This window comes from Arthrobacter sp. NPDC080031 (genome assembly GCF_040702485.1).
Taxonomy (GTDB): Bacteria; Actinomycetota; Actinomycetes; order Actinomycetales; family Micrococcaceae; genus Arthrobacter.
Map to the genome: position 1 here is coordinate 55509 of NZ_JBFBLA010000011.1, position 20124 is coordinate 75632.

The window sequence follows — 20124 nt, forward strand, 5'->3', positions numbered from 1 at the left end:
CAAATCGTCAGGGTATGATCTATACATAGTTATGTCCCCGAGCGTCCACAGGAGGCTGAGTAGCAATGAAGAAGGCACACGGACTGAGGCGGTACTTCTACGAGTACGTCTTCTACAAGGCAGTCGAGCAGGCCCGGGAGCAGAGCGGGGAGATCATTCCCATCTCCCAGGCGAAGGCCATCCGCGGACGGGTCGATCAGATCCTCGGCCAGCGCGGAACCGCCCTGGCTGATCCCGGACTCGGCGTCACCGCGTGTCTGACTGCGATCGACACGGCCTTCTCCGAGCGCGTCCCGGACTACGAGCCGCAGTTCGGCGACCACTCCCCCGCCAACGAGCGCTACCAGACGCTGCAGCGTGAGTTCACCCGTGCCACGGGTGTCGGAGCGGAGATTGACCCGCGTTCGGCGCGGCTGCCGATCAGCCCTTACGACCCGGCCTGGTCCGAGCGTGCGACGGTGAAGCGCGCAGGTACCGAGCTGCTGTACATTCCCGACGAGACGATCGTGAAGAACGCCGGCGGTGAGGTGGAGTCCTTGTCTGAGCCGCGCCGCGGGAACATGACGCTCTGGCGGCTCGACGAGGACGGTAAGCCGTACGAGGCCGGCCGCGCCATGACCAACGACGACGCCGCAGGCCTCACGGCGCTCATGGACAAGATGAGCCGCCAGGAGTACGACCAGGTCCGCGAGTGGGTCATCGACGGCGGACGCGACCCGCAGACCGGCCGCGTTGACCGCAACCGTTTCATGTCCCAGCGGGCGGTGGCGCGCTCGGCGGCGCTGCTCGAGGAGCTGAAGTCCCAGGGCGTGGCCTACGAGGTCCTGCGCGACCGTGAGCCCGGGCAGATCAAGGCCCGGATCTCCGGGACCGGCATGGAGATCCGTCTCACTGACACGCGCCAGGAGGAGTACGCCGGGGCGCGCATCTATGACAACGGAACGGTGCTGCGCTACAGCACCAATCACCGGGTGCCCGGCGGCATGGCCGTGCCCGCCCCGACTTCCGAGGACGCCGTGCGGCTGCTGCGTTTCGCCCAAGGCCTGCCCATCGAACGCGAGGATCTTCCCGGCACGGTGGTCGGCGTCGTCGGCTCCAGCCACCCCGAGCATGGCCGCGGCCGCTCCCTCATCGACGTGCCGGACAGCTATCACGTCGACCGCGAGAGCATGTTCGTCGTCGCGGACTATGTCGTCCCCGGTGAGAGCGCCCCGCGCCCCGGGTCCAAGGTCATGCTGCGCCGGGATGCCAAGAACCGCTCCCTGCCGACCTTCTTCGTGGATGCAGAGCCGGCCGAGGCCTACGGTCGCGAGGCCGTGGATACCGCGCGGGAGAACCTGCGCGCCGCCCTGGGCGTCGAGGAGCTGATTCTGCGCGCGGAGTCTGAGCTGCAGCGCACCGAGGGCGTGCTCGACGAGATCGAGCCCCCGGAGTATGCCTCTGACCCCGAGGTCGCGGCGATCCAGCGCTCATACTGGGACGTACTCACCGGAGCGCGCAGCGAGCTGCTGCGTCCGGGCGCGACCGAGGAGATGTATCAGGAGCGCCTGGAGGAGATCGGCGAGCTGCAGGCCGGTGAGCTTCCGGACCTGGGCAACCTCGTCTATGGTGGCACGGCCGCCGACAAGGTCCGTGCGCACGCTGATGACGTTCCGTTCGAGCTGGTCGGCACCTGGGATGCCGAGCCGCACCTGATCGACGGCGAGTGGCTCGACCAGCGCTTCGACCCCGCCCGCGTCGCCAAGTACATGACCAGCCCGACCGGCCAGTGGTCGAACCTGGACAACCTCGCCTCGGCGCTGCGCCGCTGCGGGGTGCCTCCCACCGAGCTCATGGGTACCAGCTTCCAGGCGACCCGCTTCAAGGACCGGATCGTCTCCTTCCACGCGGCCACCGCCGCCCCCATCGCCGAGCATCCCTCGGAGTTCATGCGTCGGATCGGTCAGACCGTCCGGGAGAGCATAGAGCGCAACGCCGCGACGCCGGGTGAGATCCTGGTCGACGCGCAGGGCGTCATCAGCTGGACCGCCGAAAAGCTGCGACGTGACGGCAAGGCCACGCCGGTCTCCGGTGAGATCGGCCAGGTCTTCGATGTCGGCAGCCATGGGGAGATTGTCACGCGCTTCGCCAGTGGCGAGAACGCGCTGATCGTCCCCGGCTACGAGGCGCGGATCAAGGCCCAGACCCCGGGCGAGGCCCCCAAGTCGGTCGAGGAGCGCACGGTGCTGCGCGGCTACGAACAGCTGATGCACGAGCGCATCCAGTACCAGCTTGCCGGTGACCTCGTCTCCGGCCGCAGCCGGACCGGCGAGCCGGCCTCGCTGAACGCGGTGTACTCGCAGCTCTACGGCACCAAGCACCCGGTTGACTTCATCGAACGGGCCACGACGTATGAGGTCGACCCTGCCACCGGCAAGGCCACCGCACGACTGGACGAGTGGACGGCCTCGATCCTCGAGACCGAGGCCAAGCGCGTGCGCTACTCCAACGAGATCAAGCAGGGCTCGACGATCTACGCCGAGTACCGCGCCGAACGCGATCGCACCGACCCGGCCGACGACAACGTCTTCGACGCCTGGCGGCTCACCGGTGGACGGAACATGACGGTGCTCACGGGAACCGACCGTAACCATGTGACGGCTCCCGGCGGCTTCTTCGATCCGGTGATGACCGGCGGCGCGACCAACCAGGGCATCGTGCGCTACCTCACCGAGGACGCCGCGGTGCGCCCCGACGGCACGATTGAGCCGGGCGACCCGGAGACCGTGACCGGCTCCCGCGCCGCGCTGATGAGCCGGCCGGAGCTGGAGACGCTGCGCTATGACCCGTTCGACCGGCAGCAGATGACGGCCTCGACGATCATGCAGTCTTCCGAGGTGACGAAGCCGACCGGCACCGCTCTGATGACCTTCGGCGGCTGGACGGCCGACGACCCGATCGTGGTGTCGACGGAGTTCTCCGAGCGGCACCGCATCCGCGGGGCCGGTGGCCAGTTGCGCGACCTCGTCGTGGGCGACAAGATCAGCGATCTGCACGGCAACAAGGGTGTCGTCTCTCTGGTGGTCGACCGCCACATGGACCCGGACGAGGCACGTGCCCAGGGCCTGGAGCAGGAGGTGGCCTGGTTCAGGGAGAACCCGGGCATCGACGTGGTGATGAGCCCGTTCTCGCTGATCTCCCGCCGCAACGCCGGATCGGCGCGCGAGCTGATGGGCGGTGCCGTGGGCGACATCCGCCGCCCGGCCGTCCAGGGCCCCGAGGCCGGGCCGGTCGACGGAGGGTTGGGCGAGATGCGGTTCGTGGTCACCCACATGGCTGTCGACGAGAAGACTAAGATCTACGACGACGAACAGGTGCGCGCCGGCAAGGGGCGCAAGGCCTCCTCGCAGCTGGCCTGGGCGCTGCAGTCCCAGGACTGCCCGGCGATCATGCGCGAGTTCTACGGCCACAACTCCGGTGCCGAGTCGAACCTGCGCGAGTATCTGCTGGTGGCGGGACTGGACATGGAGGCCGACGGCACCCTGCGCGTCGTGGGCCAGCCCGAGAGTGTCGACGAGCGGCCCGAGCGCCGCCTGATCCCGATGCCGGAACTGATGCGCACGCAGCCGCGCAGCGAGGGCGCGACGCCGGGGCTGAACACCACGGCCATGCGCAAGTCCTTCGGCGACCTGATCGGCGATCGCGGCGGCGACATGGAAATCCCCTTTCCGCTGACCTACCCGACGGGTCAGCTGACCGAGACGGTCAGCGCGACTTCGTGGAAGCTGCCGGTGCTCTCTTCGCACCTGCGCAGCGGCCAGGAGTTCGACGACGGCACGTCCGTCACGCACGACTACACGCGCAGCTACCAGGACGTCTTCGTCGAAGCCTGCCGCTACCGGTACATGGCCGAGCAGCTGGACGACCACGGCCTGTCGCCGGACAAGCGCGCCGAGGTGCGCCGGGGCATGAGCGAGTCTGTCTCGCGGGCACAGCGTGCCTTCGAGGCGATCACCACGGACGTGCAGAACCGCGTGCTGACCGGCAAGAACAACATCTTCAAGACCGGGCTGATGAGCTCGCGCCTGTCGGACTCGGCCACGATGGTCTGGACCGCCGACCCTCGGCTGGACATCGATCAGATCGCTCTGAGTTCGGTCAAGGCTGAGCAGCTGGGCCTGGCCGAAGGCGATCACGCGCTGGTCTGGCGCGACCCGGTCCTGCGCGACTCCGGCGTGCGCTACATGCGCGTGGCGATCGACGACCGGCTCACCGGCGCGGCGATCAACCCGGTGATGGACCAGTGCTTTGACGGCGACTTCGACGGTGATGCGGTCGCCGTGGTGAGGCTGCACAGCGAGGCCGCCAAGGCCGAGGCGATGGCCAGGCTCTCGGTCGGAGCGAACCTCCTGGACACCGGCGTGGTGAAGGCCGACGGCTCGCACCCGCTGGCCATGCAGGTCTCGCTGGACACCCAGGTGGCGCTGTCCAAGAGCCCGGAGCTGGCGGAGAGTCTTGAGAGTGCCGTCAAGGAGGCGAACCGCCTGCGGTTCGTCAGCGATCCGCACGAGGTTGCCGCCGGCCACGAGGTCCTCGTCGAGGAGCTCAGCGATCTCTATCGCTCGGCACAGCGCGGCGAGTTCGGCTCGGCGCTGATCTTCAGCAGCCGCGAGGCGCACTTGCAGAGCGTGCGCGAAGTCTGCGTCGAGACCGGAGCCAAGGGCAGCGAGAAGAAGCTCGGGGACTACGCCCGCAACCTCGGCGACGAGCAGGGTACGCCGGGCATCACGCAGGAGGACCAGGAGGCCTCGATGTTCGCCACGGCGATCAAGGCCCACGGCACGGGACTGGGTGGCTCGTTCTCCCAGCGTGCGGTGCGCGCCCTGCGCGGCGCTGACCTGAAGGCGGTGCTTGAGGTGACCTATCCGGTGACCCAGTCGATCCTGCAGGCCAAGCACGACGCTGCGGAGGCCCGGCACAAGTACGAGATGTTGCAGGGTCCCGGGCGCGATCTGTGGCGCGGCCGCAAGCTTGAGCATACCGGCCCCGGCCAGTGGCGTCCCGAGTTCGCCGACGGCGAGGCTGTCCAGGCCACGGCCGAGGAGTGGGAGGCCCAGTTCGTTGAGTTCTACGAGGCCAAGGACGGGTTCAACGTTTCGGTCAACCCGGACTGCGTCGCCCGTGTCGCCCGCGCGCTGGAGGACCCGAAGTCGGGCCTGGTGCGCAACCTCGAGGAGGACCCGTCCCTGGCGGGCACGGTGATGGACCGTATGGCCTACGGCGGCGACTTCGAGGCGCTGGTGCAGGCTGCGAAGAATCGCGAGAGCGTCTTCGACGGCGAGAAGAACGAGCAGTTCGCCTCAGCGGGCACCCGCCGTGCCCGGGCCGCGGCGGCACGCGAGCTCGACGCGTTCGCGGCGCACGGCCTCGACGGGCTGGACGGCCTGGACTCCGCGGAGGCCGCGGTGGATGCCTCGGTCCTCAAGCGTGACGTGCTCGCGCAGACCGGGGACGGGGCCGCCAGGGCGCGCGGTGCCAGCCGGCGCTCGGCACACGCCGTCGGCGTGGGCGGCCGTCGCCCGGCCTGGACGCCGAGCTACGAGACCGGGCAGCAGCAGAGTGACGACGACTATGGACTGGGAGGCTGACATGACACAGGACACGGAGCAGGAAATGGGTCCGGGCGGCAGGGGCCGGGGGCGCAAGGCACTGCCTGTCGACCCGTTGGGCGACGTCCATGCCGTGTACGGGATGGACGGCGGGGAGGAGGACATCATCGACGCGGAGGTTGTCGACGAGCCGGAGACGCAGGCCGGACACGACACCTCACGCGGGCAGCGCGAGCGGCTGCGCGACCGTGCCCGCGGCTTCTTCGGGGCCGCGACGCGGGAGCGGACCGAGGAGCGGGAGCGCCAGCGTGCACGCGACCAGGAGCGCGCTGCGGCCGACGATGACGGCCTCGACGACCGGGAGCGGCTGCTGAAGCTCCGGGCGGAGACGCGGCTGGCGGGCGAGGCGTACATGCAGACGCTGCGCGATTCGAAGCTGCTCGTGCCCGGCTTCAACGACGGGGAGCGCACGAAGGAGTTCGACGCGATGCACGCGGTCTACATGCAGATGATGATGCAGGGCTGCCTGCGTCCGCTCACCCGCGGCGTGAACCCGAACTCGGTCATCCAGGCCGCCGGCATGATGATGGCAATGCGGATGCTCGCTCCTGACTTCAGGAAGGAGATGGACTCCTACCTGCAGCCGTTCAAGGACAAGGTCCAGGACCGGATCGACGCGAAGACCCGGCACATCGGCGAGAGGGCCGAGCGCCAGGCGGCCCTGGTCGGAGATCTGTTCGGGGGCGCGCCGGAGGCGCAGGAGGCCGCCGGCGACGACGGCGGGAAGCAGTCCGGGAAGTCGGGCGGGCGGTGGGGCACCAGCAGGGACGACTTCCTTTCCCGGCGCTGGCGTGCCCGCCTGGAGGACCTGGAGCGCCGCGAGCGGGGCAACCGTGAGTTGTTTACTCCCGAGTCGACGGCCATGACCGAGGTCGCACTCATGGAGAACGCCTTCTGGAAGATGCGTGACCCCGAGCAGGACGCGAAGCAGATCAACGCCAGCTACAAGGCCCTGCGCAAGCGCCTGCGCCAGCAGATGGAGGACGACGGGCTCGACCGTGCCGAGGTGGTCAAGCGCGCCCGGACGATCATCGGCGAGCGGATGGAGTCCGAGCCGGAGCTGCGCCTGATGTTCAACGGCGTCGCGCACGGCCGCATCGTCAAGGCCCCGCCGCACGAGGCCCGCCTCGCGGGCACCGACAGGGTACGCGAGGTCTGGACCGGGGAGTTCGACGACCACCTGGGCCGGCGGATCCCCGACGAGGGCATGTTCACGCTGCGCCTGCCGATGGAGCCGGACGAGCACCAGGTCCAGCTGGCGGAAACCATGAAGGCGGCGATGCTGGACGGCGTCCAGCGTGGCGACGGACAGGCCCTCGGCGGCAGTGTCATGGGCTACATGATCGGTTTCGCGGCCAAGAAGCAGGGCCTGGACACCCGCGGGCTGCCCGAGGACCTCCAGCAGCGCCTCGACCAGTCCGAGAGCATGCTCGCAAGCATGGAGATCGATGGTCTCTCGGACGAGGCGCAGCAGCGTGTCTACTCGAACGCCTACGTGGACGCCATCGAGGAGCTGAACAAGGAGGACCCGGATTTTGAGCACGAGCTCAAGCTGGCCCTCGGCGAGGACTGGCAGGACACGATGCGGGCCGCGGTCGACGATCCCGCTACTTTCCTGGCGGCGCAGCGCACGCGGCCCCAGCCCTTCCGACAGGGGCCCGGCCCCTCGGCCCGGCCGGGGCCGGAGGGCCAGTGGAGCCGCGACCGCGGAGCCGAGGACTACCAGCCGGCATAGTCCGGAAACGAACGAGAAGGAGACAGGACCATGAGCGACGACCAGCAGGTAGAGCAGCAGGAGCAGTACGGTTCCCGGCTCGCCCAGATGTTCGGGTACGTCACGCCCGAGGACCGCGGTCGCTGGGAGCAGCAGCGTGCGCAGAACAAGAAGAACGTCAACGCAACCAAGCAGGGTGCGAAGTCCTCCGTGAGCTCGATGATGGAGTTCGGCGACAAGAACATCAACGCCAAGCTCAACGCGGCCCACCGGATCGCCGACCAGCAGCGGTTCGACGAGTCCCACGACAAGATCGTCAGCACACGGCGCGATCCGAAGACCCGGTCGATTATTGAGTCAGTTGACTACGAGTACAAGGACGACCGCCAGTCCATTGATCTGGATTTCGAGCTTTAGTTGAATGAATACCGACAGGTCTGTGGATCGCTTTTCGACAGGCCTGTCGGATAAACTGGTTTTCAAGCAGGAAGCGGAAGACGAGGGATGATAGGACAAAGGTGCGGGCATGAAGACGACGGTTCATCCGCGGATCAGCAAGCGTGGATTCATCTCGAAGGTGGCCGGCCGCAGCGGACAGCCGATAAGGGTGGTGAGTGAGGTGTACGAGTCGCTCATCGCGGAGCTCACCGACGCCGTGCGCCGTGGAGACACCGTCGTGCTCACCGGCTTTGGCCGCTTCGCCCGGCAGACGCACAAAGGCCACAAGGTCCGGTTCGGCAAGAAGGACGTGGATGACTACTCGGTGCTGAAGTTCTCAGCGTCACGCAGCATCAATCGACGGCTCGATCCGGACACTGACCTGGGCGGCCAGGAGACCTTGAGGCTGATCGATGAATTTGACGAGGCTGAGGAGGTCCTTGCCCGGGTGGCGGGATAGACGACGGGCAGCTGCTGACAGAAAAAAAGAAGAACCCCGGCGATGCGGAAGCATCACCGGGGTTCTTCTGTCCGTAAGGGGCTGCAGGTGCCAAGACCGGTCCCTGTGCACGGCGCATCGTCAGGGCTCGCTTATGATCGCTCGGTGATCTCGTCTGAATTCCTCACCTGTACCTCCCATGTGCCATTGCTCCAGTCAGTGGTGCAATGCGATCCATTTAGCGTGATTGTCAGGTCGGCGGAACAGGACTGGGACCCGAGCACTTTGTTGTCCGCCCTCAGCCAGGCGTCGGCTGTCCTCGTCGCCATCATTGGAGGTTTTCTTGTCAGCCGGCTTGTTGCGATCTCCAGCGAACGGGAGGGAATCCGGAGGCTTGTGGATGCGGCAGTTGGTCGCATCGTACACATCGAGGCGGATCTGGAAGACGCGCAGCGGATTCGGTTTGACAGGGCGAAGAGCAGCTTTTACGGAGTGGCAGTGGAAAAACTGCTTGAAGAGCCGGCTCTGGACCTTGATGCCCTGATCCAGGACCACCTGCCACGGGGAACAACAGAGGAAGAGCTCAGACCATACGCGGTTGCACTCCGGCAACGGGTGCAAAATGCAGTGCAGGCCATCAACTTGAAGCTCCGAAAAGGCGATACCAGGAATCTTGACCTTGCAGATCTCGTCGAGCGCGGTCTGGAAATCACGGACGCCGACCAGGATATTTATGAACAGGCATTCAAGCACCGGCGTGCCTTCCTGCCAAATCCTCCCGCAATATCGATTCTTGGATCTAGAGATCTCCTCGACTACACAAATCTGGCATCGGCGTTGAGACCGGGCTGGGCGATCGCAGCCGAAGTGCGACACCGGGATGAGGAAATCCGCGCTGAGGCCGATCTTCGGACGCAACTGCGGGCTGCTGTTGCCGAGCGGGACCGCTTGGATGAAGAGCTGGCCCGCGTCGGCAAGCCTGTGGGTGTGGCTGCGGCGATGTGGATGCTGGGCGTTCTCTCGTTGGGGATCCTCGTACCTTTGGTCATGATGGCCTTTGAGCCCAAGGGCTTGGACGTCTTGGCCAAGATAGTGTTGCTTGGCAGCTTTGTGATCGGGCTGGCGGCGATTCTTTGGTATGTCGGTTGGTTCTGGCTAAAGATCGGCAGTGACAAAACACAAGCCACGCCAGAAGGTCGCGCGGAAGCCCCGCCCCGGTAAAGGCCAGTAGTCACGCAATCTTGATGGCCGCCTTTTGCCGGCGTTTTGCCGTTGCATTGCGAGCCTCTGCGGCAATGCTCCAGGCAGCCGTTTCCGCAGTTCCGTTGGCCGGATGCACGAGAACACCGTGTGGGCCCGTGAGGCTTTCACCTGTACGGGTGCTGGCGTGTACGAAGTACCTGCGCTGGTTGTGTACGGTGTAGGTGACTTCCAACTCCAGTTCGACATCCCAGATGTGCTGCTGGTCCCGCAGAGCTTTCCTTGTCGCCGCCAGGAACATCAGGGCCGCTGCATCTTCAATCTGCTGTGAGGTGGGTTCCTTGTAGCGCCGGCCATCGGCAGTCCCGGCAGACCCAGCGGGGTTTGTAACAGCTTCAGTGGACATGACGACTCCTGTTTCGAATGTGGTTGGTTTCCCTGATCGAAGAAGGACCCGGTCACAGCTTTGCTGTGACGCTTCCCGGTGCTTGGTGCTGCATCCAGCCGGGAGGAAGCCTTGATTCCACCCCTGCTTCGCTGGGCTTACGCTGTGCCCACGATGTTCGAAGGTTTGCCGGCCGCCCTGCATCCTCCTGTTGCCCTTGCTTTGGCCAAGGCCGTGGAGTCGATTCCACGCGGTGACGCACTGTCCGGCGGCTCAGTCTTTGAGATGAAGTTCGACGGTTTCCGGGCAGTGTGCCTGGTCGGTTCGGATGGGGCGTGGCTGTACAGCAGACAGGGCAAGGATCTGAGCAGGTACTTTCCGGACGTGTTGGCTTCCGTGCGTGAGCAGATCCCTCCGGGCTGTGTTGTCGACGGCGAAGTTGTGGTGTGGTCCGGCGGCCGTCTGGATTTCGATGCGCTGCAGATGCGCCTGGTGAGCTCAAAGGCGGCTCTTGCGGAGCTCGTGATGAAAAGCCCTGCCTCGCTGATAGCCTTCGACGTCCTGGCAGTGGCCGGGCAGGATACCCGCGGGCTTCAATTCCGGGATCGCCGGGCTCTGCTCGAGGAACTGGCGCGCGGGTGGATTCCGCCACTGCATCTGTCACCGGTGACCAGCGACCGGGCCCTGGCGGCCACATGGTTCAGTGACATGACCGCCACGGGCGTGGAAGGAATTGTGATCAAGGGTGAAGGGCAGACGTACGAGCCCCGGCGGATTTGGCTGAAGGTCAAGAGCAGAAGCGCCCTTGATGTGGTTCTTGCGGCGGTCATAGGTCCCATGGCGCACCCGCGGGCAGCGGTGGTGGGTTTGCCGGTACACGGACGGCTGCGGATTGTCGGCCAGTCCACGTCCTTGACGGCTCGTGCGGGAAGGGATCTGGCCACATATCTTCGTCCTCCCCGGGGAAGGCATCCATGGCCGGAGGAAATCAGCGAACGGGTGCTGGACCGCTTCACCAAGGAGGGCGGCACCACTCGCTTGACTTTGGTGGAGCCGTTGGTGGTTGAAGTCTCGGCCGACATAGCCTGGTCGGGTCAGGCATTCCGGCATTCAGTCCGCCTCATGCGGGTCAGGCCTGAGTTGTCGCCGACGGAAGTATCCCTCCCGGAAGGCTTCCAGCGTGCCTGGCGATAAAGAATGTAGCCATGTGAAGAATGGAGTCATGCGACGAGAAGATGAACCTGAAGAGTTCGAGATTGCCGACTCGTATTTTCAGGAGCTGAGGACCTGGCTGGGCTTCCGGGATTCCCACGAGGCGTGGATCCCGGAAGCCGGAAGCCGTCTGGCGCAGGACGATGGGCTCATCAAACCCCACCAGGCGTCGCACAACATCGCCAATGCGGTAGTCAGCGCGATCGATCATTTGCACGCGCTGGACAGCATCATGCTTGGTGCCGGAGCATCACATACTCTTGCCCCGTTCTCGCTGGTCAGGGCAGCCATTGAGTGCGCCGCACAGGCCGCCTGGATTTCAGCGCCAGAAGAACAGGCGACCAGGATAGTTCGTTCGCTGTCTCTGTCGCTGAAGGTAGCCAAAGACCGCGAGACTGCGTACAGCGAACTGGCACGTCGCCATCCGAATCTTCAGGGAACGCTTCCGGACTTCGACAGCGACAAGGCGCAACTGCAGGCTATTCTCGATGCCTCGGGGGCCGCTGGAAAGTTGATTCTCCCCAGCAGCACGCACATACTCACGCAGGTCCGCGACCTGGTGCCCAGGACGTCCGCCTTGTCCGTATGGCAGCTGTGCTCGGGTTTTGCCCACGGCAGGCGCTGGGCCGCGGATGCCGTGCTGAAGCCGGCGCAGTCAACTTCTCTGCCGGATGATGTCATCGCCAAGGAAAACCGGCCGACCATGAGGCTGCTTGTCTGGGCCCTTACCCCGGCTATGGATTTGATCCGGTACAGCCTCGAGCGGCATTCCGAGCTGTCGCGGGCCTAAGCAGCCAATTTGTACCCGCTGAAGCAAGAATCGGCGGCCGGAGCGGGTTCTGCAAAAGATGCCGCGCGACTCAGTTATCCGCGATGGCGAAGATCACGACGATGATGATGATCGGGATGAGCAGCACGCCCGCGCCGGCGGCGAGGTGCTCCCAGCTGAACGGCGAGTTGAGGAAGGCGACGAAGCCATCCCACAGGCTACGGACGGAACCCACGGCCCAGGCGAAGAAGCCGGTAGCCCAGCCGATGACGGCGGTGACCGAGACTCCGCTGAGCGCGCACAGCCCCACGATCGTTCTGGTGTTCCTGAGCATGGCCAGTCCCCTCATTTCCGGTCCTCGAACAGCAGGTAGTAGAGCCCGATGTGCGGGATGACGAGCACGGCGAAGGCCAGCCAGGCCCGCTTCGGGTCCTCGATCACCCATGTGATCCCGTCTTTGACGGGTTCGGCGTACGCGAGCACCGGCGCAAGAACATCGGTGCGGAAGACCACATGGAAGATGCCGTAGGCCATTCCCAGGGCGATCGCCAGGGCAAGGCTCCGGCGGATTGTCAGCTGCGCCCGCGGGCTCATCCCCCGGCGTGGTTCCGCGACTGCCGGATCCCAGGTCTGGTGGTCCGTGTCGTAGTCGTGCATCACTTCATCCCGTCTCCATCGAATCATCATTCATGTCCATTCTATGAGAAAGGCTGAATGACGAACAGAAACGAGGCCCAATGGTCAGTCGAACTCGAGGTCTGCACCGACTGGTGCGGGTGTGTCGAGCCCCCTGCCCGCCTGCGGGGCATGGTTCTTCGCCGAGGATGCGCGGCGCTGGGCGGCGAGCTGGTCGAGGGTGACCCCGACGGGCCGCCCGAGGCGCTGGCCGGCTGTCCGGTAGACCTCACTGTCGCGGCGTGCGCCGATGGCGACGATCTCGCGCCGGGTGATGCCGCCGGGCGGCTCGGGCCTGACGTCGCGTGAGACGATGCGCAGCGGCGGCTTCTCATGGGGGTCCGCACCGACGTAGGTTGTGTCGCAGTCGGAGAGGTCGGCAAAGCGGGAGTCGTAGTCCAGCGGCTTAGTCGGGTGACGGCGGCCGTTGAGCCGGTGGAGCATGACGATGGTGGCCTCAAGGAGCGCCTCGTCCCGGCTGTGCGGATTCTTCAGGGCGCGCTGGTTGAGCCGTTCGATGTCCTGGCGGGCCCCGGGGCTGAGATGGACCTTGATCCGCAGCCCCTCAGTCATCGTCGAGCACCTTGCGGATCATTGACCGGGCCGGCTCGCCCAGCTCATCGCCGAGCTCATCGAGGGTCAGGCCGGGCTCCTCGGAGGCGTCGGAGGCACGGATGCGGCGGGAGAGCTCGGCCTGGAAGGCAGTCTCGTCGGCGTGGACCCGCCGGAGCAGGTCGACGAAGTCGGCGAACGGGATTACGGCGGCCTCGGGGACGTTCCCGTCACCGAAGATCAGGGGCTCGGCATCCCCGGCGCGGAAGCGCTCGAGCAGGGTGCCCAGGTCGGCGGCGGTAATCTTCTGGGTCGGGGCGACGTTCACGGAGAACTTCGGCAGGGAGCCCTCGCGCGGGGCCTGGGGGGTCTTGTCGTCAGTCATGGTTCCAGTCTATTCGTGGTCGAATGGGATGCCAGTGCCTCATATCCCACCATTCCTGATGGACACTGAGTCGCTGGGGAATGGCGTAGCGGGGCAGTTGAAGAGAAGCAGGCCCGCGCCCTGCGGCCCACTGCGGGTCGAGGGCGCGGGCCATGCATCAGAACTCGCCCGAGCCGGGCTGGACGTCGAACACCGGCACGCCGAGGGCCTGCCAGGCGCGGATCACCCTGGGCCGGTCATCCAGCGCGAGCCGGACGTCCCACCGCCCGCGGATGAAGGCCTCGTAGATCTCGGGCTTGACGATGTCGTCCGGCCGGCGGTCGCCCTGTCCGCGCATGAACAGAGCGCAGCTGGCGGTCCACTCCCCCACATGTTCGATGAGCCAGGCGTAGGTCGCGCGGCCGACGTCCCAGCCGTTGTCGTCCAGGACCGGCCTGCCGGAGCAGAACACGATCTCAAGTCCGGCAGCGTGCAGGGCGCGCACGGTTTCGATCACTGGCGGGTTGGGCAGGTCCCAGGGGACGAGCCGGTACTCGTGGTGTCCCCTGATGAAGCGTCCGTCGGGAAGTGTGTGCGTGGCGACCGTCCCGTCGATGTCGACGATCACGGCCGGCGAGAGGACCGCGGTCGTGGCAGTGCTGATTTCTGTCATGGTGGGCCCCTCCTTCCGGGCGGTGAGGCTATTCAGTGGACGGACGCTCGGCCTCGACGTCGAGCGGGACGATCGTCCCGAAAAGTCCTGCAGCATGCTGTGACCCGTGCGGGACTGCCAGCGGGTCGGGACCATCGGGCATGACGCCGGACTCTCCGCATGTGGGACACGTCCATGTCCAGGTGACAGGGGCGTGCACGACGCGCCTGTCGATGATCACCCAGTCGAAGCGGTCAACCCAGTCCTCGCGGCCGAGAGGCTGGCAGAGATCGGCGTCGAAGAGGGCATCGGGCACTGGTGTCCGGCTGCTCATCGCACTCCTTCTTCGGTCGGTGCGGGACCGGGCTGGGCCACCCAGTACTCCCCGAGGGGCTGGATGGTCCCGTCTTCATGGCCATGGCAGGTCAGTTCGAGAGAGCCGGCCCATTCGTGGGGACCCTGGGTGATCGCGGTGCCAGCCGGCACCTGCAGCGGAGCGTGGTCGTGGCCGTGGTAGTCGCGGCAGGCCGACTCGTCGTCGTTCGCGAGCTTGAGGGCGCAGCACGCGCAGAGGATGAAAACACCGCTGGCCAAGGTCAGTCCCCGCCTTCCTGGTTGTCGTACTGGCTGACATAGCCGATGAGAAAGTTGTCGTCGACCGGATCGAAGCCGTGCTGCTCCGTGAACTCCGCGTGGTACTCGGCAGGGTCCCGGTCTCCCGGGTGCGGCCGGACGGAGCCGATCGCGTTGGCGATCCACTCCAGTTCGTCGGCACCGGACCACTCCGGCTTGGTGCCGAGGCCGAGGGCAATGGCGTCGACGATGTCGGTGTCGGTCACAGGTCCGGGGTTGCCGTTGGTCCGGGACAGCGGCCTGCGGCAGTCGGGGATGAATTCCATGGCAAGCAGGACGGTCACCGGCAGGTGGTGGGCGTGCCAGATCGCGTCGGCGGCGTCGGTGGGGGAATCGCCCGAGGAGAGTCCGCCGGAGAGGTACAACCGGTAGCCGGCGACCTCGATGGTGTCCGTGTCGCTGGAGTCCAGCGCCTCTTCGAGCTCGTCGATGATCCTGCGGCCGACGCGCTTGATGACCTCCGGGGTCGGCTCGCCCTCGGCGTCCAGGTGCACGTCGGGGTCGAAGTCCTCGACCAGCTCCTCGAGCTGGGACTCGGGGTCGTCGAACCGGAACGATTCAGGGCCCGCGGTCTCCTCGACCATCAGGCGGCCACGTTCGAAGTCGATCGGCTTGGTACGGTCGGCCGGGACGGCGATGGCCGCGGTGAGCATATCGGCGCTCATGGGTTCTCCTTGGGTCGGGATGTGGGTGGGGTCGGCTCAGGCTGCGGATTGCTGTGTCTTCGCGGCGGCGTGCTCGCGGTAGAGGCGCACGGCCAGGTCGATGCAGTAGCAGGTGAACAGGAAGTGGATGTCCCAGTCGCGCAGGTCCCACTCCCAGGTGTCGGAGCCGACGGTGTCCTCGTGCTCAGCCAGCCATTTGTGGGCCTCCGACTCACTGTCGGCGTGCCAGCTGGCGTCTTCGATGATTTTCATGCGCCGCTCGGCAGGGGAATGTCGTGGGACCTCGATGTCGGCGAGCTCCATCCAGTTGTGTTCCTCTGTGAGCCGGTCGAACTTCTCGTCGGGGATGCCGTCGGTGCTCCAGAGGGCAGCACGCGCGGCAGCGGCCGCGTTCCGGCGCTCGTGGTTCAGCACGGTGCCGGTGGCCGCGAGGTGCTCCTGGGCGGTCCAGTGGGCCTCGAAGAGCGCCAACTGTGCGTCCCCGTCAAGGCCGCGCAGTTCGTGCAGGCGCGCCAGCAGCGCCAACTGTTGATGGTGGACCTCCTGGGCCTCGGTGCCGAGCCCGTCGCTTTCTTCGAGGTGCTCCCGCACCAGCTGGATGAAGAGATCCGGGTCGTACTGCTTTACTTCGCGGGAGCGGCCGCCGCAGAGTTTCTCGGCCCAGTAGCGGAAGTCGATGCTTGGCGCACCGTCGGAGTAGTAGCCCTCGCTCTTGCCGGCCGACGCGAAGAACCCGATCATGTCGGGTTCTCGGGTGAACATGTAGCCGTCGGCGATGTCGCCGCTGGTGGCCAGGTGGCCGGGCCAGGTAGTGACGTCCCAGGACCACATGCGGGTCCCTGGGGCTTGGATCCTGAAGTGGCGGTAGAGGTCCTCGTCGTGCAGAACGACGAGGACGTGCTCCCGGGTCTGGGCGAGAAAGTCGGCGTACGTGCGGGCGTACGGGTTCTGGGGCTTGACGGTGTCAGGTGCGGACATGGCGGGTCCCTTCCGGGTCTGCTGGTCAGGGTTGTGGTCGGGGCCGTCCGCCCGGGCGGGGCTCAGAGGATCGGCAGTGGCCGGCCGGAGGGCTTGTAGTGGCCGTCGGCCTCGTCGAGCACGGCCTCGGTGAGGAGCACGGTGGCGGGCATGAGAAACGCACCCACGAGCGCGGCGAGGCGCTGCTCATCGGCCAGCACCCGCTCGGGGATGCTGCCGCGGGAGCTGAAGAACATGTCGGCACGCTCGATGAGGCTGGCCCGGCGGGCGTCTCTGGAGGTGAAGTGCTCGGCGACGGTCTGTCCGGGGCCGTATTCGGTGATCACCGAATAGAGTGCGGCGGGAGCCTCGGTCTTCTTGCGGGTCGTGCTCACGTAGACCTGGACGCCCCATCGGCGGCAGAGCTTGGCGATGGCGTTGACCACGCTGTCCGGGGCGCTCTCCCACTGCCCGGAGCTGGCCTGGTACAGCTCGTGCACTTCGTTCGCGGCGGAGGCGTCGATTGCGCCCAGGACGACGTCCGAGGCGGTCAGCAGCTGCGCGCACATGCGCAGCCGGAACGCTGGCGAGGGGTAGTGGTCGTGGAAGACGATCCGGTCGTCGTGGCAGATGACCAGGTCGTAGGCGCTGTCGGGGCCCGGCACGAGCTCCTCTGAGCCGGCCTGGATTCCAGTGGCGGTCATGGCGTGCTCCTTCGAAGCTGCATTGACTGTGTGTGTGGGATGGGAAGCAGGAGGCGCGGGCGCTCCGGACCTCTCGTGGAGGTGGAGCGCCCGCGCCGGTGCCGTCGGTCAGACGGCCTCTGCGATCTGCTGCTGGTCGCCGGCGGTACCGGCGTCCTCGTCGTCGACCAGAAAGGTCGGGTCGATGCCCGCAGCGCGCTGCGCGTTCTTCTCGTCACGCTCGGTGAGGGCGTTGACGATCTGCTCGTAGCTGCTCTGGATCGGCGGGTTCTTCGCTGTGCCGTAGGAGAGCACGTACTGGCTCTTCATGGCGCGTGTGAACGCGACGTAGAACATCCGCTTGGTGTCCTGGGTCATCTTCGCGTCCTCCTTGTAGAGGACGACGACGTTGTCGAACTCGAGGCCCTTGGCACCGTGGATCGTCGAGACGACGAGATCGGCCTTGGACTCGAGGTTCTTCCGCTTGCGCTCCTGGTTCTTCTGCTTGTTCACGTTCAGCTTCTGCTGGTTGCGCGTGATCTCGAAGGACAGGAGGTTGTCGCGGAGCCGGTCAAAGAACACGTTCGTAGGCAGGCTGCCCTGGTTGCACAGGGCCACCCAGCCGTTGATCGCGGCGCTGTTCTCGACCCACCACTCGGAGATGGTGCGCAGGATTGCCTTCTCGACGTTGACGTCTCCGGCATTCTTCGTCAGCTTGCCCATGTTGTCCTTGATCCCCTGGGAGACCACGAACGAGGCGTTGGCCGGCTGCACCTGCAGGACGTCGTTCCAGAAGAACTTGATGTACTTCGAGAAGATGTCCGTGGCGTAGACGCGGTCGCTGACGAGCGAGGCCACGTGCTTGTTCGGGTAGGCCTTCTCGAGCACTTCCTGGATCAGCGCCACCTCACGGCGGGCGTAGGCCAGGAAGGCCACCTGCTCGCCGCGGTCCAGGCAGGCCTGAACGTACTCCGGGATCACCGTGTTGCGCACGAGCGGCTGCAGGTCGTTGGCGATGAAGCCGGTCAGGCGGGCCACCTCGTGGTAGTTGAGGGTGACCTTCTCCTGGAAGGAGTCGGCCGTGGGCACCGCCAGCGAGTTGGCCTGCAGCTGAATGTTGGCGAACTGGTTGGTCTCCAGACCGCCAAGCACGACGTTCGCGAAGTCGAGAATCTCCTGGTTGCTCCGGTAATTCGTCGTGAGCCGGAAGGTCGCGAAGACCCCCGAGCCCTCCAGCGTGTTGAGCGCCCTCGGGTTGGCCGAGCGGAACTCGTACAGCGTCTGGCTGGCGTCGCCGACGATGAACAGCGACTGGGCGTGCTTGGTGATGTACTTCAGCACGTAGATGAACTCGAAGACCGAGTTGTCCTGGACCTCGTCGATGATCAGGTACTTGCTCTGCACGTGGGCAGGCTCGGACATGTCATCGATCTTCTGGTAGCAGATGATGATCTGCAGCTCCAGCGAGGTCTGCTCGATGCGGTCGAGAAGCGCGATCACCTCGTCGAAGTGGTTCTCGACGAAGGTGTTCAGGGCCGTGAACGCGCCGGTCTTGTTCTGGTCGACCTCCAGCAGGCGGTGTCGGAACGTCGCCGCGAACTGGCTGTTCGGGTAGAAGATGTCGATCGAGTTGATGATCGTGTCGATGGCCGAGACCTTGTGGGTCGGGTGGTTCATCGAATAGATGTCGATGATCATCTTGGCGATCGTCATCGAGCCGACGTTCGGGTTCTTCTCCGTGATGTTGTCGGCGGCGGCGTTGGTGAACGACAGGACGGTGATGTCGCTGGCGGGCACCCCGCAGGTCTCGAGGTACTTGATGCGCTCGAGGATCACGGTCGACTTGCCTGTGCCCGCGCCGGCCTGCGTCATCACGAGCGGCTCGTGCGTGCTGAGCGCGTCGAGCTGCTGCTTGGACAGGTGCGGCGGGAAGACCGGGGCCGTGGCCGGCTGGGGCGGCGTGATGAGCTGGCCCTTCATGCGCTCCAGGTGGTCGAGGGTGTGGTTCATCAGCAGGCTGAGGTTCTGCTTGGACAGCTTCGCCGCGATCGGCGCGGAGAACGTGCTGTCCAGCTGCTGGTGGATCCGGCGGTAGGCCTCCAGCGGGACGTTGTAGTTCTCCAGGTAGCGCAGCTGCACCGCGAGCATGTTCAGCTGCTCCTCGGTGGGGCTGGCCGGCATGTCCTGCACGTACTGGCAGACGGCGTCCGAGATGGCCTCGGAGTCCCAGATCTGGGCCAGGCGCGTGATGCGCTCGTAGATCGGGTACTCGTCCATCCAGTCGGCGAGCTTGTCGAGGTTGGTGGCACTCAACCCTGCGGCCGAGAGCACATCCTCGATGACGTCGCGGGCATTCTCTGCGGGGCTGGTGTCCCACTGCAGGAACACCGCCGCGTCGTGGTTGCCGTAGCCGATGGAGCGGGACACCGATACGGCGCGCTCGGGCTGGGCCAAGCCCTGCTTGAGGAAGTAGAGCTCCAGGCGGTACTGGATCACCAGGTCACGGCGGATCTTGTCGCCGGACTTGTCCTCGTACACGGTCAGGGCCTGGGGGGTCATGTCGAAGTGCACGTCCCAGGAATTGGTCGGCGTGGCGATGTCGAGCTCGAAGCGGTCATCGACATGCGGTACCGGCAGCGTGAACGACCCGCCCGAGAGCAGGGAGCGGCGCGTGATCGGGGCCAGCGGCACCAGCGCGGTGGTGATGTCGTGGTGGGTCGAGCTCTGCTTGACCTCGATGTCGCGGTCAACCGCGTAGGCGGTGTTGGTCGCAGTGTTGATCGGCCGCAGGCTCTCATTGAGCAGGCCGGTCTTCTTGCCGGACCCGGTCAGGCGCGAGGAGAAGAACTTCGGGTCGACGGTCTTCTGGGCAGCGACGGCGGCTGCGGAAAGGTCGATGTCATCAAGCAGAATAGGCATGGTGTCGTCTTTCTTCGAACGAATCAGTAGGCGGGTCGAGAGGGTTTGTCGAATGGAAGCCGCATAGACCATTCTCACAGGAGACAAATGGTCAGTCGAATGCTCGTGACGAGCGCTTGGGTCACGGGCGCGGGCATGAGAGCGGGAGGGCTCGCCTCTGGCGACGAGCCCTCCCGCGCTCCTCTCAACCCACCCGTCAGGGGCCGTGAGGCCCCTGAA

General features: G+C 65.9%; 19 protein-coding genes. 7 read left to right on the plus strand and 12 right to left on the minus strand.

Annotated features, from left to right (window positions below):
- Positions 1-65: 65 nt before the first annotated feature.
- The 5 genes from AB0323_RS10990 to AB0323_RS11010 all read left to right on the plus strand — a co-directional run bounded on the left by AB0323_RS10990 (position 66) and on the right by AB0323_RS11010 (position 9460).
- Entirely contained in the window at positions 66-5627 is a 5562-nt protein-coding gene (locus AB0323_RS10990) for a hypothetical protein (protein WP_366177347.1), read from the plus strand.
- A 1-nt stretch (position 5628) separates the two neighbouring features.
- Positions 5629-7383, plus strand: a complete 1755-nt coding sequence (locus AB0323_RS10995; protein WP_366177348.1) for a hypothetical protein — start codon at positions 5629-5631, stop codon at positions 7381-7383.
- Between the two features lie 30 nt (positions 7384-7413).
- The gene (locus AB0323_RS11000; RefSeq protein ID WP_366177349.1) at positions 7414-7779 is read left to right on the plus strand and encodes a hypothetical protein; all 366 of its coding nucleotides are present in this window, start codon (positions 7414-7416) and stop codon (positions 7777-7779) included.
- Positions 7780-7888: 109 nt separating this feature from the next.
- Entirely contained in the window at positions 7889-8260 is a 372-nt protein-coding gene (locus AB0323_RS11005) for an HU family DNA-binding protein (RefSeq protein WP_056388141.1), read from the plus strand.
- A gap of 144 nt (positions 8261-8404) precedes the next feature.
- Complete coding sequence (locus AB0323_RS11010; protein WP_366177350.1) at positions 8405-9460, plus strand: hypothetical protein; 1056 nt, start codon at positions 8405-8407, stop codon at positions 9458-9460.
- Positions 9461-9470: 10 nt separating this feature from the next.
- On the opposite strand, the gene AB0323_RS11015 is transcribed toward AB0323_RS11010, so the two are convergent.
- Positions 9471-9845: a hypothetical protein gene (locus AB0323_RS11015; protein WP_366177351.1), complete on the minus strand. Its 375-nt coding sequence runs from the start codon at positions 9843-9845 to the stop codon at positions 9471-9473.
- A gap of 111 nt (positions 9846-9956) precedes the next feature.
- Between AB0323_RS11015 and AB0323_RS11020 the strand changes: the two genes are divergently transcribed.
- Together AB0323_RS11020 and AB0323_RS11025 are read left to right on the plus strand one after the other, a co-directional pair.
- Positions 9957-11018 carry an ATP-dependent DNA ligase gene (locus AB0323_RS11020; protein WP_366177352.1) on the plus strand — a complete coding sequence of 354 codons (1062 nt, stop codon included), beginning with the start codon at positions 9957-9959 and terminating at the stop codon, positions 11016-11018.
- 28 nt (positions 11019-11046) lie between these two features.
- Complete coding sequence (locus AB0323_RS11025) at positions 11047-11826, plus strand: hypothetical protein (RefSeq protein ID WP_056387420.1); 780 nt, start codon at positions 11047-11049, stop codon at positions 11824-11826.
- 70 nt (positions 11827-11896) lie between these two features.
- Here AB0323_RS11025 and AB0323_RS11030 read toward each other — a convergent pair whose 3' ends face one another.
- The 11 genes from AB0323_RS11030 to AB0323_RS11080 all read right to left on the minus strand — a co-directional run bounded on the left by AB0323_RS11030 (position 11897) and on the right by AB0323_RS11080 (position 19905).
- Positions 11897-12139: a hypothetical protein gene (locus tag AB0323_RS11030; RefSeq protein WP_366177353.1), complete on the minus strand. Its 243-nt coding sequence runs from the start codon at positions 12137-12139 to the stop codon at positions 11897-11899.
- An 11-nt stretch (positions 12140-12150) separates the two neighbouring features.
- A complete protein-coding gene (locus AB0323_RS11035) occupies positions 12151-12492 on the minus strand; it encodes a hypothetical protein (protein WP_197521582.1) in 342 nt (113 codons plus the stop codon).
- Between the two features lie 54 nt (positions 12493-12546).
- A complete protein-coding gene (locus tag AB0323_RS11040) occupies positions 12547-13053 on the minus strand; it encodes a hypothetical protein (protein WP_366177354.1) in 507 nt (168 codons plus the stop codon).
- Positions 13046-13417 carry a hypothetical protein gene (locus AB0323_RS11045; RefSeq protein WP_056387433.1) on the minus strand — a complete coding sequence of 124 codons (372 nt, stop codon included), beginning with the start codon at positions 13415-13417 and terminating at the stop codon, positions 13046-13048. The genes AB0323_RS11040 and AB0323_RS11045 overlap by 8 nt, the downstream gene beginning before the upstream one ends.
- A gap of 157 nt (positions 13418-13574) precedes the next feature.
- The gene (locus AB0323_RS11050) at positions 13575-14069 is read right to left on the minus strand and encodes a hypothetical protein (RefSeq protein ID WP_366177355.1); all 495 of its coding nucleotides are present in this window, start codon (positions 14067-14069) and stop codon (positions 13575-13577) included.
- Between the two features lie 28 nt (positions 14070-14097).
- The gene (locus AB0323_RS11055; RefSeq protein ID WP_366177356.1) at positions 14098-14382 is read right to left on the minus strand and encodes a hypothetical protein; all 285 of its coding nucleotides are present in this window, start codon (positions 14380-14382) and stop codon (positions 14098-14100) included.
- The gene (locus AB0323_RS11060; RefSeq protein ID WP_366177357.1) at positions 14379-14642 is read right to left on the minus strand and encodes a hypothetical protein; all 264 of its coding nucleotides are present in this window, start codon (positions 14640-14642) and stop codon (positions 14379-14381) included. The genes AB0323_RS11055 and AB0323_RS11060 overlap by 4 nt, the downstream gene beginning before the upstream one ends.
- A gap of 2 nt (positions 14643-14644) precedes the next feature.
- Positions 14645-15346, minus strand: coding sequence for a hypothetical protein (locus AB0323_RS11065; RefSeq protein WP_366177358.1), 702 nt, complete (start codon positions 15344-15346; stop codon positions 14645-14647).
- Positions 15347-15382: 36 nt separating this feature from the next.
- Positions 15383-16324, minus strand: a complete 942-nt coding sequence (locus tag AB0323_RS11070; RefSeq protein ID WP_366177359.1) for a hypothetical protein — start codon at positions 16322-16324, stop codon at positions 15383-15385.
- Between the two features lie 62 nt (positions 16325-16386).
- On the minus strand, positions 16387-17007 hold the full coding sequence (locus AB0323_RS11075) for a hypothetical protein (protein WP_366177360.1): 621 nt from the start codon (positions 17005-17007) through the stop codon (positions 16387-16389).
- A gap of 108 nt (positions 17008-17115) precedes the next feature.
- Entirely contained in the window at positions 17116-19905 is a 2790-nt protein-coding gene (locus AB0323_RS11080; RefSeq protein ID WP_366177361.1) for an AAA family ATPase, read from the minus strand.
- Positions 19906-20124 lie beyond the last annotated feature (219 nt).

What these genes read in the sequence shown, in the direction of transcription:
- AB0323_RS11055 (WP_366177356.1), bottom strand. Translation starts at nt 14,382, where the DNA reads ATGAGCAGCCGGACACCAGTGCCCGATGCCCTCTTCGACGCCGATCTC.
- AB0323_RS11025 (WP_056387420.1), top strand. Translation starts at nt 11,047, where the DNA reads ATGCGACGAGAAGATGAACCTGAAGAGTTCGAGATTGCCGACTCGTAT.
- AB0323_RS11045 (WP_056387433.1), bottom strand. Translation starts at nt 13,417, where the DNA reads ATGACTGACGACAAGACCCCCCAGGCCCCGCGCGAGGGCTCCCTGCCG.
- AB0323_RS11040 (WP_366177354.1), bottom strand. Translation starts at nt 13,053, where the DNA reads ATGACTGAGGGGCTGCGGATCAAGGTCCATCTCAGCCCCGGGGCCCGC.
- AB0323_RS11075 (WP_366177360.1), bottom strand. Translation starts at nt 17,007, where the DNA reads ATGACCGCCACTGGAATCCAGGCCGGCTCAGAGGAGCTCGTGCCGGGC.
- AB0323_RS11035 (WP_197521582.1), bottom strand. Translation starts at nt 12,492, where the DNA reads ATGATGATTCGATGGAGACGGGATGAAGTGATGCACGACTACGACACG.
- AB0323_RS11030 (WP_366177353.1), bottom strand. Translation starts at nt 12,139, where the DNA reads ATGCTCAGGAACACCAGAACGATCGTGGGGCTGTGCGCGCTCAGCGGA.
- AB0323_RS11015 (WP_366177351.1), bottom strand. Translation starts at nt 9,845, where the DNA reads ATGTCCACTGAAGCTGTTACAAACCCCGCTGGGTCTGCCGGGACTGCC.
- AB0323_RS11005 (WP_056388141.1), top strand. Translation starts at nt 7,889, where the DNA reads ATGAAGACGACGGTTCATCCGCGGATCAGCAAGCGTGGATTCATCTCG.
- AB0323_RS11065 (WP_366177358.1), bottom strand. Translation starts at nt 15,346, where the DNA reads ATGAGCGCCGATATGCTCACCGCGGCCATCGCCGTCCCGGCCGACCGT.
- AB0323_RS10990 (WP_366177347.1), top strand. Translation starts at nt 66, where the DNA reads ATGAAGAAGGCACACGGACTGAGGCGGTACTTCTACGAGTACGTCTTC.
- AB0323_RS11050 (WP_366177355.1), bottom strand. Translation starts at nt 14,069, where the DNA reads ATGACAGAAATCAGCACTGCCACGACCGCGGTCCTCTCGCCGGCCGTG.
- AB0323_RS10995 (WP_366177348.1), top strand. Translation starts at nt 5,629, where the DNA reads ATGACACAGGACACGGAGCAGGAAATGGGTCCGGGCGGCAGGGGCCGG.
- AB0323_RS11070 (WP_366177359.1), bottom strand. Translation starts at nt 16,324, where the DNA reads ATGTCCGCACCTGACACCGTCAAGCCCCAGAACCCGTACGCCCGCACG.
- AB0323_RS11080 (WP_366177361.1), bottom strand. Translation starts at nt 19,905, where the DNA reads ATGCCTATTCTGCTTGATGACATCGACCTTTCCGCAGCCGCCGTCGCT.
- AB0323_RS11000 (WP_366177349.1), top strand. Translation starts at nt 7,414, where the DNA reads ATGAGCGACGACCAGCAGGTAGAGCAGCAGGAGCAGTACGGTTCCCGG.